Source organism: Mycobacterium sp. 94-17, assembly GCF_035617725.1.
Classification (GTDB): Bacteria; Actinomycetota; Actinomycetes; order Mycobacteriales; family Mycobacteriaceae; genus Mycobacterium.
Genome location: NZ_JAPIYN010000011.1, coordinates 16,689 through 29,150, shown reverse-complemented (window position 1 = coordinate 29,150; position 12,462 = coordinate 16,689). Strand labels below are relative to the sequence as shown.

General features: G+C 67.3%; 13 protein-coding genes. 7 read left to right on the top strand and 6 right to left on the bottom strand.

Features of this window, described 5'->3' with window-relative positions:
* Positions 1 to 32: 32 nt before the first annotated feature.
* Entirely contained in the window at positions 33 to 617 is a 585-nt protein-coding gene (locus OQ789_RS14385) for an LppP/LprE family lipoprotein (protein ID WP_324686608.1), read from the bottom strand.
* 28 nt (positions 618 to 645) lie between these two features.
* Here OQ789_RS14385 and OQ789_RS14380 point away from each other — a divergent pair, with 28 nt between their 5' ends.
* Genes OQ789_RS14380 through OQ789_RS14370 form a run of 3 tightly spaced genes read left to right on the top strand, consistent with a single transcriptional unit; the run spans position 646 to position 4,272 of the window.
* A complete protein-coding gene (locus OQ789_RS14380) occupies positions 646 to 2,355 on the top strand; it encodes a DEAD/DEAH box helicase (RefSeq protein WP_324686607.1) in 1,710 nt (569 codons plus the stop codon).
* Positions 2,352 to 3,506 (top strand): acyltransferase, encoded by a 1,155-nt coding sequence (locus OQ789_RS14375; RefSeq protein ID WP_324686606.1) that lies wholly within the window; start codon positions 2,352 to 2,354, stop codon positions 3,504 to 3,506. Before OQ789_RS14380 ends, OQ789_RS14375 begins: the two co-directional genes overlap by 4 nt.
* A 49-nt stretch (positions 3,507 to 3,555) precedes the next feature.
* Positions 3,556 to 4,272 (top strand): siderophore-interacting protein, encoded by a 717-nt coding sequence (locus tag OQ789_RS14370; RefSeq protein WP_324686605.1) that lies wholly within the window; start codon positions 3,556 to 3,558, stop codon positions 4,270 to 4,272.
* 25 nt (positions 4,273 to 4,297) lie between these two features.
* On the opposite strand, the gene OQ789_RS14365 is transcribed toward OQ789_RS14370, so the two are convergent.
* From OQ789_RS14365 to OQ789_RS14355, 3 genes are all read right to left on the bottom strand, one after another.
* Positions 4,298 to 4,879, bottom strand: coding sequence for a helix-turn-helix domain-containing protein (locus OQ789_RS14365; RefSeq protein ID WP_324686604.1), 582 nt, complete (start codon positions 4,877 to 4,879; stop codon positions 4,298 to 4,300).
* Positions 4,879 to 6,120, bottom strand: a complete 1,242-nt coding sequence (locus tag OQ789_RS14360) for a cytochrome P450 (protein WP_324686603.1) — start codon at positions 6,118 to 6,120, stop codon at positions 4,879 to 4,881. The genes OQ789_RS14365 and OQ789_RS14360 overlap by 1 nt, the downstream gene beginning before the upstream one ends.
* A gap of 137 nt (positions 6,121 to 6,257) precedes the next feature.
* A complete protein-coding gene (locus tag OQ789_RS14355; RefSeq protein ID WP_324686602.1) occupies positions 6,258 to 6,740 on the bottom strand; it encodes a MarR family winged helix-turn-helix transcriptional regulator in 483 nt (160 codons plus the stop codon).
* A gap of 97 nt (positions 6,741 to 6,837) precedes the next feature.
* On the opposite strand from OQ789_RS14355, the gene OQ789_RS14350 reads away from it, so the two are divergent.
* The 4 genes from OQ789_RS14350 to OQ789_RS14335 all read left to right on the top strand — a co-directional run bounded on the left by OQ789_RS14350 (position 6,838) and on the right by OQ789_RS14335 (position 9,740).
* The gene (locus OQ789_RS14350) at positions 6,838 to 7,461 is read left to right on the top strand and encodes an NADPH-dependent F420 reductase (RefSeq protein ID WP_324686601.1); all 624 of its coding nucleotides are present in this window, start codon (positions 6,838 to 6,840) and stop codon (positions 7,459 to 7,461) included.
* Between the two features lie 36 nt (positions 7,462 to 7,497).
* Positions 7,498 to 8,436: an SDR family oxidoreductase gene (locus tag OQ789_RS14345; protein ID WP_324686600.1), complete on the top strand. Its 939-nt coding sequence runs from the start codon at positions 7,498 to 7,500 to the stop codon at positions 8,434 to 8,436.
* Between the two features lie 50 nt (positions 8,437 to 8,486).
* A complete protein-coding gene (locus OQ789_RS14340; protein ID WP_324686599.1) occupies positions 8,487 to 9,221 on the top strand; it encodes an SDR family NAD(P)-dependent oxidoreductase in 735 nt (244 codons plus the stop codon).
* Between the two features lie 93 nt (positions 9,222 to 9,314).
* Positions 9,315 to 9,740 (top strand): nuclear transport factor 2 family protein, encoded by a 426-nt coding sequence (locus tag OQ789_RS14335; protein WP_324686598.1) that lies wholly within the window; start codon positions 9,315 to 9,317, stop codon positions 9,738 to 9,740.
* A 76-nt stretch (positions 9,741 to 9,816) separates the two neighbouring features.
* On the opposite strand, the gene OQ789_RS14330 is transcribed toward OQ789_RS14335, so the two are convergent.
* Together OQ789_RS14330 and OQ789_RS14325 are read right to left on the bottom strand one after the other, a co-directional pair.
* Positions 9,817 to 11,136: an FAD-binding oxidoreductase gene (locus OQ789_RS14330; RefSeq protein WP_420716120.1), complete on the bottom strand. Its 1,320-nt coding sequence runs from the start codon at positions 11,134 to 11,136 to the stop codon at positions 9,817 to 9,819.
* 69 nt (positions 11,137 to 11,205) lie between these two features.
* Positions 11,206 to 12,453: an MFS transporter gene (locus OQ789_RS14325; protein WP_324686596.1), complete on the bottom strand. Its 1,248-nt coding sequence runs from the start codon at positions 12,451 to 12,453 to the stop codon at positions 11,206 to 11,208.
* Positions 12,454 to 12,462 lie beyond the last annotated feature (9 nt).

The following is a 12,462-nucleotide window of genomic DNA, read 5'->3' as shown; positions in this document are numbered from 1 at the left end:
AGGACGGCCGTGCCGGGCGCGCCTGGCCCCGATCAGTGGGCGGGGGCGTTGCCGATGAGTTCGACCGCGTTGCCGTTCCAGTGAAACTTCACATCGGTGTTCAAGCCGTTGATCCCGCCGGGATAGGTCAGCGCCACCGTGTCGCCCGTGGTTTGCGCCGCGTCGATGCCGTTGAACCCGTACGTGTCGGGCACGCCCTGCGGGATGAATTGGCCGAGGTGGAACAGCACAGCACGGGTGGTCGGGCTCACCGCGTTGGTGTTGGCCTTGATGATGATCGCCGACAGCGGCGCGCACTGGTTGTAATTGCCGGCCAGCGGTTCGGGGTTCCACGGCTGCTGGCTGCGCGGGTCGCGGGGCAGCTCCGACACCACCTCGGCGATGGTGGGCGAGGCGAGGTTGACCGCGCAGGGATCGGCCGGCGGGGCCTGGGCGGCCGGCGAGGGCGTGGGCGGGGCCGCGATCGGCGCGGTCTCCGACGCGGTCCTGGGCGGCGGCGTCTTCGCGACGGTGGAGTCGCCCGAACCGCAGCCGGTCAACGTGAACGCGATCAGAGCGAGGACGGCCGAGCCGGTCAGTGGCTCGGTACGGCAAGGCGGCGACCACACACCGGGCACCGTACCGTCCCACTAGACTCCTTGGACGATGACCCTCTCGGACAGCTCGACTGACGCTGCCTCGCCGACGTTTGCCGACCTGCAGATCAATCCCTCGGTGTTGCGGGCGATCGCCGACGTCGGCTACGAGTCGCCCACCGGCATCCAGGCCGCGACGATCCCGGCGCTGATGGCGGGCTCCGACGTGGTCGGACTCGCCCAGACCGGCACCGGCAAGACCGCCGCGTTCGCGATCCCGATCCTGTCCAAGATCGACGTCAGCAGCACCGCCACCCAGGCGCTGGTGCTCGCCCCCACCCGGGAACTGGCCCTGCAGGTGGCCGAGGCGTTCAGCCGGTACGGCGCCCACCTGCCCAAGATCAACGTGCTGCCGATCTACGGCGGCTCCTCCTACGGCGTGCAGCTGGCCGGGCTGCGCCGCGGCGCCCATGTGGTGGTCGGCACCCCGGGCCGGGTCATCGACCACCTCGAGCGAGGGACGCTGGATTTGTCCCGCGTCGACTACCTGGTGCTCGACGAGGCCGACGAGATGCTCACCATGGGATTCGCCGAGGAAGTCGATCGCATCCTCTCCGAGACACCGGAATACAAACAGGTGGCGTTGTTCTCCGCGACCATGCCGCCCGCGATCCGCAAGATCACCGCCAAGTACCTGCATGATCCTCTCGAGGTCAGCACGAAGGCGAAAACCGCCACCGCCGAAAACATTTCGCAGCGTTACATCCAGGTCGCGGGCCCGCGCAAGATGGACGCGCTGACGCGGGTACTGGAAGTCGAGCCGTTCGAGGCGATGATCGTCTTCGTCAGGACCAAGCAGGCCACCGAGGAGGTTGCGGAAAAGCTCAGGGCCCGAGGGTTTTCCGCGGCCGCCATCAACGGAGACATCCCGCAAGGCCAGCGCGAGCGCACCGTCGCGGCGCTGAAGGACGGCAGCATCGACATCTTGGTCGCCACCGACGTGGCCGCGCGTGGGCTGGACGTGGAGCGGATATCGCACGTGCTCAACTACGACATCCCGCACGACACCGAGTCTTACGTGCACCGCATCGGGCGCACCGGCCGGGCCGGGCGTTCGGGAACCGCGCTGCTGTTCGTCTCCCCCCGGGAACGTCACCTGCTCAAGGCGATCGAGAAGGCCACTCGCCAGACGCTCACCGAAATCGCGTTGCCCACCGTCGAGGACGTCAACGCGCAACGGGTGGCCAAGTTCGCCGATTCCATCACGACCGCGCTCGGTTCGCCCGGAATCGACCTGTTTCGCAAGTTGGTTCAGGACTACGAGCGCGAGCACGACACGCCGATGGCCGACATCGCCGCTGCGCTGGCACTGCAATCCCGCGACGGCGAGGAATTCCTGATGGCGCCCGAACCGCCACCGTCACCGGAACGGCGTGAACGGCGCACCGAACGGCGCGATCGCCCCGAAAGGCCCGGTAGCGCACGGCCATTGGCGACCTATCGCATCGCGGTGGGCAAGCGGCACAAGATCGGCCCCGGCGCGATCGTCGGGGCCATCGCCAACGAGGGAGGGCTGCACCGCAGCGACTTCGGCCATATCGCGATCGGGCCGGATTTCTCCCTGGTGGAGCTGCCCGCCAAGTTGGCTAAGTCGACATTGAAAAGGCTTGAGCACACCCGTATTTCGGGGGTTTTGATCAACCTTCAGCCGGAGCGCTCCTCCGCCGGCAAACCCCGCGGACGGGACGGCGGGAAGCCGCGCAGGAAACACGGCGGATGACGCTGTCCGAAGAGCAGGACGCCCAGGGCGGGCTCGAGCAGACCTCCCGCGTCGACCGGGTCGCCTCGCTGACCGGGATTCGTGCCGTCGCGGCGCTGCTGGTCGTCGGCACCCACGCGGCCTACACCACCGGCAAGTACACGCACGGGTATTGGGGCCTGGTGGGTTCCCGGATGGAGATCGGCGTGCCGATCTTCTTCGTGCTCTCCGGCTACCTGTTGTTTCGCCCATGGGTGAAGTCGGCGGCGCTCGGCGGCGCACCGCCGTCGCTGAGTCGCTATGCGTGGCACCGGGTTCGGCGCATCATGCCGGCCTACGTGATCACGGTGTTGTTCGCCTACGTGCTCTATCACTACCGCGACGCCGGGCCGAACCCCGGACACAGCTGGTTGGGGCTGGCGCGCAACCTGACCCTGACGCAGATCTACTGCAACGGCTATCTGGGCAAGTACCTGCACCAGGGGCTGACCCAGATGTGGAGCCTCGCGGTGGAGGGATCGTTCTACGTCCTACTGCCGCTGCTGGCTTACCTGCTGCTGGTGGTGATCTGCCGGCGGCAATGGCGGCCGAAACTGGTGTTGGGCGCCCTGGCGGGGCTGGCGCTGATCAGCCCGGCCTGGCTGGTCCTGGTGCATACCGATCACTGGTTTCCTGACGGCGCACGGTTGTGGCTGCCCACCTACCTGGCGTGGTTCGTCGCCGGCATGATCCTGACCGTGCTGCAGGAGATGGGGGTGCGCGGCTACGGATTCGTGGCGATACCGCTGGCGGTCGTCTGCTACTTCATCGTGTCCACCCCCATTGCCGGCGCCCCCACGACCTCCCCGGCGACGCTGAGCGAGGCGCTGTTCAAGACGTGTTTCTACGCCGTCATCGCCGCGCTGGCGGTGGCACCGCTCGCCCTCGGCGACGCTCTTGGCACCCCCCAAAGCTGGTATTCGCGAATCCTGGCCAGCCGCCCGATGGTGTGGCTGGGGGAGATCTCCTACGAGATCTTCCTGATCCACCTGATCACCATGGAATTCGCGATGGACTACGTGGTCGGCGCGCACGTCTACACCGGCTCGATGTTGTATCTGTATGTCGCGACGCTGGTCGTGACGATCCCGCCGGCGTGGTTGTTGCACCGCCTGACCATGGTGCGTGACTGACTCGGTCGTGTAGGTTAGCCTTACCTAATTTCAAGGAGGGCTGCTGCGCATGGGCGAACAACACGGCTTACGAGGCTGGACCGGCACGGTGCTCAAACTGCTGGGGGCGGGCGACTACCGGCTCACCGTGACCGCACGGCACGAAATCGGCCCGCATTATCTGCAACTGAGCTTCGACGATGGCGGGCTGCTCGGCCGGCACGGGGTGCATCCGACGATGTGGGTCCGGCTGTGGTTCGTCGACGGCGACAAGCTGCACCAGCGCGGATACACGCTGGTCGACCCCGACCCGGCGGCCGGCGCGCTGGACATCGAGTTCGCGCTGCACCACGGGATCGCGTCCCAGTGGGCACGGGCGGCGCAACCCGGTGACACGATCGACGCCACCGTGCTCGGCAGCAAGTTCGCGATTCCCGATCCGGCTCCGGCCGGATACGTGATCGTCGGCGACTGCGCCTCGCTGCCGGCGATCAACTCGCTGCTCGCGTCGATCGGCGACGCGTCCGCACGGGTATTCCTGGAGGCGGGCCACGACGACGACAAAGACCTGCCGGTGGTGGTCGGCGCCGACATCACCTGGGTGGACCGCAAGGACGCCGGCCAGTCCTTGCTCGAGGCGGTGCGCTCGGCCGCGTTTGACGCCGGTGACCACTTCGGCTGGGTGGCGTGCGACAACCGCACCACCCGCTCGGTTGCCAGGGCGCTGCAACAGGACTTCGGAATCCCACGCAAATCCATTAAGGCGCAAGCTTATTGGGTGGCCTGACCGCACAGAAGAGACGGCTGGGAGGCTATCGGCGGGCGCTTGCCGGGGCGATGATCGGGACGACGAATTCCTCGATCATCGCCCGCTCTTCGTCAGCGTCGCGGCCCGGGTGCGTCAGCAGCGAGACGATCACCCGCACCGTCCAGCGGGCCCGGCGTTCGATGACGGCGGGATCGTCGGGGCCCAGCGAGTTCAGGAACGCCACCGCCAGGGCCGCGATCACGTCGGACTGCCCGGCCAGTTCGCCACCGACCGGCGGGCGCGTGGTGGCGAACCACGATGCCAGCGCGGGGCTTTCGCGCACCATCGTCAGTGTGACGAGGAGGCTGGCGACCAGCCGTTCGCGTGGGTCCTCGATGTCACCTGTCCGAGAGACGATTTCGCGGCCCAGCCGACGGGTTTCACGGTGGATGTAGGCGATTCGCAGCGCCTCGCGGCTCTCGAAGTAGCGGTACAGAGTCGCTCGGGAACAGCCTGCCGCCCTGGCGATTTCGTTCATGCCGATCGAGTCGGAGTCACGCTGGGTGTAGAGCTGTTCGGCGGCGTCGAGGATGCGGTCGGCGGCGGCCTCGGTTCGGTGCGTTCCCAGCCAGTTGTTGCCGGGCATCAGGACGTCACCCGGACTGGCACCGACAGCGGACGCCGGACATAGCTGCCGCCGGCCCACACGATGGCGGATTCGTCCACCTCGAAGTCCGGGCAGCGGTCCAGCAGTTCGGTCAGCGCAACCCGGGACTGCATTCGGGCCGCAGCAGCGCCCAGGCAGTGGTGGGCGCCGTGGCTGAATGTCAGGATGTTGCGCGGGCAGCGGGTGACGTCGAGTTCGTCGGCGTCCGAACCGTATTGGCGCTCGTCGCGGTTGGCCGAACCGTAGAGCAGCAGCACCCTGCGCCCGGCGGGGATGGTGGTCTCACCGACGGTCACGTCGCGCGTGACGGTGCGGGCCAATCCCTGCGCCGGCGAGGTCAGCCGCAGCAATTCCTCTACCGCGTCCGGAATGCGGTCCGGGTCGTCCACCAGCAGCCGGCGCTGGTCGGGTCGTTGGTGTAGTAGCGGCATCGAGCCGCCGAGCATCCCGGTGACGGTGTCGTTGCCACCGGTCACCATGGTGAACGTAAAAGCCAGGATCGACAGCGTGCCGGCGATGTCGCCGTCGGCACCGACGCCGGCCGCCACCAGGTGCGAGATGGTGTCGTCCTCGGGCTCGGTCCGGCGCCGTTCGATCAGTCCGGTGAAGTAGGTCATCATCGAACCGACCGCGTCGCCGACGGTTTCCAGCGCGCCGGCGACGCCCCCTTCGGCGGTGTTGGCCGCGACGATCGCCTGCGTCCAGCCGTCGAATTGTGCCCAGTCTTCCTCCGGCACACCGAGATAGTGGGCGACCACCATCGACGGGAGGGGTTTGAACAGATCCGTGACGATGTCGCCGCCGCCGGCCGAGCGCAACCCCTCGATGCGCTCAACGACGAACTCCCGGACTTTGGGCTCCACCGCCTCGACCTGCCGCGGCGTGAACCCGCGTGACACCAGCTTGCGAAACTGCGTGTGCACCGGAGGATCCTGCATGACAAACGGTGGATTGTCTTGCAGGCCAATCATTTCCAGGTCGCCGTAGTTGACGGTCAATCCCTGTGCGGAGGAATAGGTTTCGTGGTCGCGTGCCGCGGCCCAGACGTCGGCGTGCCGGGACAGCACGTAGTAGTCATCCTCGGGATGCTTCGCCGGAACGACGTGGTGCACCGGATCGTGATCTCGCAGGGCGCGGTACATCGGCCACGGATTCGGCCAGGTCTCGGCGGTGGCGAGCTGAAACTTGACCGGCGCCTCGTGAGACATGACAGCTGGCATGTCTCATTAATACGACAGTGGAGGCAGGATGTCAACCGCCGCCCGCTGCCGAGCGCCCGGGCGCGAAGGCTGTGTGCGCCGAGGGATCCCAACGATGTCGCGTTCTGGATGGGCCCAACGCTCGCGGCTGATGAAGGTTACGAAGGCTCGTCTTCGGCGGCGGCGTCGTGGTTTGTGGCCAGGTGGTGCAGGATTCGTTCGTTGAGGGTGGCGAGCGTGTCGAGCTCGGCTGGGGTGAGCAGGTCGACGAAGTTGCGGCGGACGTCCTGCACGTGCCGGGGCGCCGCCTTCTCGATGGCGGCGCGGCCAGCCGGCAGCAGGCAGACCACGGTGCTGCGGGCGTCGTCGGGGTTGGGCTCACGGCCAATCAATCCGTCCTTTTCCATGCGCCGCACCTGGTGGGAGACGCGGCTCTTTTCCCAGCCCAGCGCGTTGCATAGTTTGCGGGCGGGCATGCGGTCCCCGTCGTGGGCTGAGAGCACGGCCAGGACTTCGTAGTCGGATCCGGTTAGCGCCGATTCCTGCAGGCTTCGGTTCAGGTGCGCGATGAGCTGATGATGCGCGTGCATGAAGGCGCGCCAGGCGCGGTCTTCGCGGGGGTTGAGCCAGTTCGGTTCCATCAGCGCCATGCTACCCCAATTGGTTGACACATCATCCAAAGTCTGATTAAGGTTGACGAGTCAACCATTCTCTGTAAGCGTCAGGACGCGACAATCCATGAACAGCATCAGCATCATCGGCACCGGAAACATGGCCCGTGCCCTCGGCGCGCTCGCAGTAGCGGGCGGCAACACCGTTGAGATCGTGGGCCGCGATCAGTCCAAGGCCGCTGAACTGGCCAAGGCTCTCGGCGGCAGCGCCATGACGGGAGAGTTCGGCGCCGTCCCGGCCGGCGACATCGTAATCGTGGCCCTGCCGTATGCCGATGTCGTTCCGGTCGTCACCCAGTACGGTTACGCGCTCGCGGACAAGGTCATCGTCGACATCAGCAACCCCTTCAATGCCGCGGGCGATGGGCTGGCGATCCCCGATAGCACCTCCATCGCGCAGGAAGTTGCGAAGGCGGCCCCGGCCAGCGCCAGCGTGGTGAAGGCGTTCAACACCATCTTCGGTGTCGTCCTGGCCCAGGGCCGGACGCTGGACGTCTTCATCGCCGGCGATGACGCGCGGGCCAAGGCGAGCATGTCGGCGTTTATCGAGAGCTTAGGGCTGCGCCCTCTCGACGTCGGGCTGTTGCCGATGGCGCGGGTCCTGGAGAACGCCGGGCTGCTGCAGATGGGCCTCATGTCGCAAGCCGCGAAGCACACAAACTTCGCTCTCGGCATCAGCGTTTTCAGCTGAGCAGGTTCGTACCGCCTACCTGAGAAGGACTGTCACATGCACGTTTTCGTCACCGGCGGGACCGGCCATGCCGGCTCGCACATCATCCCCGAGCTGATCGGCGCCGGGCACGAGGTCACCGGCCTGGCCCGGTCGGACGACGCCGCGGCGGCACTGTCCGCGCTCGGTGCCAAGGTGCGCCGCGGCAACATCGAGGACCTCGACGGGCTCAAGGAGGCAGCCGCGGAATCCGACGGTGTCATCCACGTCGCGTTCCGGCGCGACCAGCTCGCAGCCGGCGGGATCGATGCCGTCACCGCCGTGGAGTTCGAGCAAGTCGCGGCGCTCGGCGAATCACTGGCGGGAACAGGAAAGCCATTAGTCACCGCGGGCAGCATAGGCAGCCCCGGGGAGGGCCTCGGCCGGCCGGCCACCGAGAACGACCCGGTCCTGCCCGGGGGCGAAAAGTACAAGGGCACCCTGAGGTTTCGTAACGCCGTGGAGGCAGCCGTACTCGGCCTCGCCGACCGAGGTGTGCGGTCTTCGGTCGTACGGCTTCCGCTCATCGCGCACAGCACCACCGATACTGCCGGCTTCCTCCCAGGGCTGATCGCACTCGCAAAGGAGAAGGGCGTCGCAGGCTACCCCGGAGACGGTGCAAACCGGTGGGTCACCGTGCACATCCGTGACGCGGCCTCGCTGTTCCGCTTGGCGCTGGAGAAGAGTCCGGCCGGTAAAGCATGGCACGCGGTAGAGGACGGGGGCATCGCGTTCCGCGCGATTGCCGAGGCCATCGGCAAGCATCTGGGCCTGCCCGTCGTGAGCGTCCCGGCGGACGTCCTCATGCTGCCGGGATACTTTGGCGCCTTGGCGTATCCGGTCACGATGGACCTCCCGGCATCCAACCTCATCACTCGCCAGACCCTCGGCTGGGAACCCGCTCAGCCCGGCCTGTTCGCCGATATGGACAACGGCAACTACTTCCCCGCCGACTGACGGTCCAAGTGTTCACGACGGACGACAACCCGCAAACGAATGGAGAGATCGTGGGAAAACTCGATGGCAAGGTCGCGGTAATCACCGGCGCGACAAGTGGCATGGCGCTGGCCGGCGCCAAGTTGTTCGCCGACGAAGGAGCGCACGTCTTCATCTCGGGCCGGAGGAAGGACGTGCTGGACGAAGCGGTCGCGATGATCGGCGGCAATGTTACTGGTGTGCAAGGTGATTCGGCGAACCTCGACGATCTGGACCGTCTGTTCGACACGGTCAAGCGAAAAATGGGTGCAATCGACGTGTTGTGGGCAAGTGCCGGCACGGGCGAGGCGCGCCGGCTCGGCGACATCACCGAGGCGGACTTCCATGACGCCTTCTGGCTCAACGCGCGCGGCACGCTGTTCACGGTCCAAAAGGCGCTGCCGCTGTTCAACGATGGCGGCTCGATCTTCATGACGGGGTCAAACGCGTCGCTCAAGGGCTACCCCGAGTGGAGCGTGTACGCAGCGAGCGAGGCCGTGCTGCCCGCCTACGCGCGGGTGTGGGTTTCCGAGTTGAAGGACAGGAAGATTCGGGTCAATGTCCTGACCCCCGGCGCGGTTATCACGCCACTCCAGGAGCAGGTGCTGACTGACGAGGCGAAGGCGCAGTTCGAATCCCTGATCCCGCGGAAAGAGATGGGCCGCCCGGAGGAGATCGCGTCGGCCGCATTGTTCCTCGCCTCAGACGACTCGAGTTATGTCAACGGCATTGAATTGGTTGTTGACGGCGGAATGTCGGCAATCTGATTGAGAGACAGCGGTATTCGCACACCAAATCACATGGTGGACGCGCCGACCAGGCCTCACGAACCACCGGCAACGAAGGCCATAAGGAGTCACATGACAACGTTCGCCCCGCACCGCGACGCCGTGGAGTCTTTCGTCGACTGCATGCACGGCGGCGCAGACAAAGACGCTCTTTCCGCGATCCTCGCCGAGGACGTGGTGCTGTACGGCCCGCTCAACGATGAGCCACTCATCGGCCGCGAAACAGTCCTAGAAGCCATGCGGACCGTCGGCACGGTAGCTGCCGATCTCACCTACAAGGAAGTCCTCAGCGGCGAGACGCACCACGCCGCATACTTCCGGCTGCAGATCGAAGACACCGTGGTCGACGGGGTGGACTACTTCCTGCTCGACGCGCACGGCAAGATCGCCGAGGTGACCATATGGTGGCGCCCGCTGCCTTCCGGCGTCCAGATGCAGGGGCGCCTGGCGAGTCTCCTCGGCATGAAACCCTGGGAACTTCACACCGATATCGAGTAACGGTGAAGGGCGCCCCGCCGGGCGTGCGCCGCACACCGACCTCCCCGCGAGTCGGGCGCTCGATCGCCGGGCAGAACTAGATCGCCGAGCCGGGGTTAAGGATGTCCAACGGGTCCAGCGCCCGCTTGATGCGCTGGTTGAGCTCCATCACGTCGGGGCCCAGATACCCGGCCAGCCACGGCCGTTTGAGCCGCCCGACGCCGTGTTCCCCGGTGATCGTGCCGCCCAGCCCGACGGCCAGGTCCATGATCTCGCCGAACGCGAGGTGGGCGCGCTCGGTCATGTCGGCATCGGCGGGGTCGTAGGCGATCAGCGGGTGGGTGTTGCCGTCGCCCGCGTGCGCGATCACCGAGATCATCAGGTCACGCTCGGCGGCGATGCGCGCGATCCCGGTGACCAGCTCGCCCAGCGCCGGAAGCGGCACCCCGACGTCCTCGAGCAGCAACGCTCCCTTGGCCTCGACGGCCGGGATGCAAAACCGCCGCGCGGCGACGAACGCCTCGCCCTCATCGGGGTCATCGGTCGAAAACACTTCCGTCGCAGCGTGTTCCGCGAAGATCTCGGCCATGATTTCGGCGTCCTCGCTACCGGCGCGCCCGCGCTCGTCGGACGCGGCGACCAGCATCGCGGCCGCCCCGCGGTCCAGGTCCATGCGCATGCTGTCCTCGACGGCGTTGATCGCGACCGAATCCATGAACTCCAGCATCGAGGGACGAAGCCGCGCGGTTACGCCGAGCACCGCTTCGACCGCGTCCTCGATGGTCGCGAAACTGGCCACCACGACGCTGGACGCGTTCTGCTTGGGCACCAGCCGCAGCGTCACCTCTGTGACCACGCCCAAAGTGCCCTCGCTGCCCACGAACAGCTTCGTCAACGACAGCCCCGCGACATCCTTGAGGCGCGGGCCGCCGAGCCGGACCGCGGTGCCGTCGGCCAGCACCACCTCCATGCCCAGCACGTAGTCGGTGGTGACGCCGTACTTCACGCAGCACAGCCCGCCGGCGTTGGTGGCGATATTGCCGCCGATGCTGCAGATTTCGAACGACGACGGATCCGGCGGATACCACAGGCCGTGCTCGGCGGCGGCCGCCTTCACCTCGGCGTTGAACAGCCCGGGCTGGCACACCGCGGTGCGGGTCACCGGGTCGACGGCGATGTCGCGCATCTTCTCGGTGGACAGCACAATGCCGTTGTCCAGCGCGGTCGCCCCGCCGGACAGCCCGCTGCCCGCGCCGCGGGTGACGACGGGCACGCGGTGTTCGGCGGCCCAGCGCAGCACGGTCTGCACCTCTTCGGTGCGCCGCGGCCGCACCACGGCCAGCGGCTTGCCTGCCGACGGGTCGAAGGCGCGGTCCTGGCGATAGCCTTCGGTCACGGTCGGGTCGGTGACGACCATCCCGTCGGGCAGGGCGGCGATCAAGCCGGCCACGGCATCAGAGCTCACCCGCCCGATACTAGGCCCGTCTCACGCCCCCGGGTCGCCGGCGAACTCCGGCGCGCGGTCGAGTTCGTACAGCGACGGCAGCCGGCAGGCGACCAGACCGATCAGCATGATCGGCACCGCCAGCACCAGAAACGTCACCTTCAGCCCGGCCGCGTCGGTCAGCGGACCGGCCACCAGCAAGCCCAAGGGGCCCGCCGCGTAGGTCAACCCGGTCATCACCCCGACGATGCGGCCGCGGAGCCGCTGCGGGGCCCGGGTCTGCATGGTGAAGTTGTAGATCGGCTGGATCGGCCCGTAGACCAGGCCGGTGATCGCGCACAGCACCAGGATCACCGGCAACGGCGGCAGGAACGCGATGCCGGCCGCCGCGGCGCCGAAGGTGAGGGTTGCGGTCAGCACGGCCGTGCGCCGCCGGCTGTACTTCGAGAGCACCGCGTAGCCGAGCGCGCCCACCACCCCACCGAGCCCGAGCGCCATCAACGCCCATCCCAACTGGGCGGGTTGGTGGTGGTCGGTGAAGTACTTCGGAAAGAGCACGCTCTCCATCGGCAGGTACAGCGCCGTGACGAACAGATCGATCAGGCCGAGCGTGCGGAGCACCCGCAGGTTCCAGACGAAGCGCAACCCTTCGGCGATGCCGGCCTTCCACCCGCCGGGCCGGTCCGCCGGCGCAGGACTACCGGCGCCTGTGAGCCGCAACGCCCCGATGGTCAGGAAGGACGACCCGAAACAGCCGGCCGTGATCCACATCGTGTCGACGCCGCCCACTGTGGCGATCATCAGACCGCCGATGCCCGGGCCCAGGATGTAGGCCACGTTCAGAATCGCTTCGTAGACGCTGTTGGTGCGGTCCAGCGACCAGCCCGCGCGGGTGGCGGCCTCGGGCAGCATCGACTGGCGGGCGGTGGTCCCGGCAGGGTCGAAAGCGGCTGAGAAGAAGGCCAGCACCGCCAGTTCGGCGACGTTGATCGCGTCGGTCCCGAACAGCCAAGCGGTGAGGGGCGCACCGGCGACCGCGATGCCGGAGAGCGCATCGGAGACCAAAGACACCCGGCGGCGCCCGAAGAAATCGACCGCGGCGCCGGCGATCAGTGTGGAAAGCACCAACGGCAGCGTCATGGCCGCGGCCACGATCGAGGCATCCTTGGCGCTGTCGTGATGCTGCAACGCCAGCCAGGGGAACGCGACGATCGAAATGCCGGTGCCCGTCGTCGCGAGCAGCGTCGCCACCAGGATCAGGGAGGCCGGGCCGCGGCTCGCATTACTCATGGATATCGC

What these genes read in the sequence shown, in the direction of transcription:
- OQ789_RS14380 (WP_324686607.1), top strand. Translation starts at nt 646, where the DNA reads ATGACCCTCTCGGACAGCTCGACTGACGCTGCCTCGCCGACGTTTGCC.
- OQ789_RS14375 (WP_324686606.1), top strand. Translation starts at nt 2,352, where the DNA reads ATGACGCTGTCCGAAGAGCAGGACGCCCAGGGCGGGCTCGAGCAGACC.
- OQ789_RS14370 (WP_324686605.1), top strand. Translation starts at nt 3,556, where the DNA reads ATGGGCGAACAACACGGCTTACGAGGCTGGACCGGCACGGTGCTCAAA.
- OQ789_RS14365 (WP_324686604.1), bottom strand. Translation starts at nt 4,879, where the DNA reads ATGCCCGGCAACAACTGGCTGGGAACGCACCGAACCGAGGCCGCCGCC.
- OQ789_RS14360 (WP_324686603.1), bottom strand. Translation starts at nt 6,120, where the DNA reads ATGCCAGCTGTCATGTCTCACGAGGCGCCGGTCAAGTTTCAGCTCGCC.
- OQ789_RS14355 (WP_324686602.1), bottom strand. Translation starts at nt 6,740, where the DNA reads ATGGAACCGAACTGGCTCAACCCCCGCGAAGACCGCGCCTGGCGCGCC.
- OQ789_RS14350 (WP_324686601.1), top strand. Translation starts at nt 6,838, where the DNA reads ATGAACAGCATCAGCATCATCGGCACCGGAAACATGGCCCGTGCCCTC.
- OQ789_RS14345 (WP_324686600.1), top strand. Translation starts at nt 7,498, where the DNA reads ATGCACGTTTTCGTCACCGGCGGGACCGGCCATGCCGGCTCGCACATC.
- OQ789_RS14335 (WP_324686598.1), top strand. Translation starts at nt 9,315, where the DNA reads ATGACAACGTTCGCCCCGCACCGCGACGCCGTGGAGTCTTTCGTCGAC.
- OQ789_RS14330 (WP_420716120.1), bottom strand. Translation starts at nt 11,136, where the DNA reads ATGGTCGTCACCGACCCGACCGTGACCGAAGGCTATCGCCAGGACCGC.
- OQ789_RS14325 (WP_324686596.1), bottom strand. Translation starts at nt 12,453, where the DNA reads ATGAGTAATGCGAGCCGCGGCCCGGCCTCCCTGATCCTGGTGGCGACG.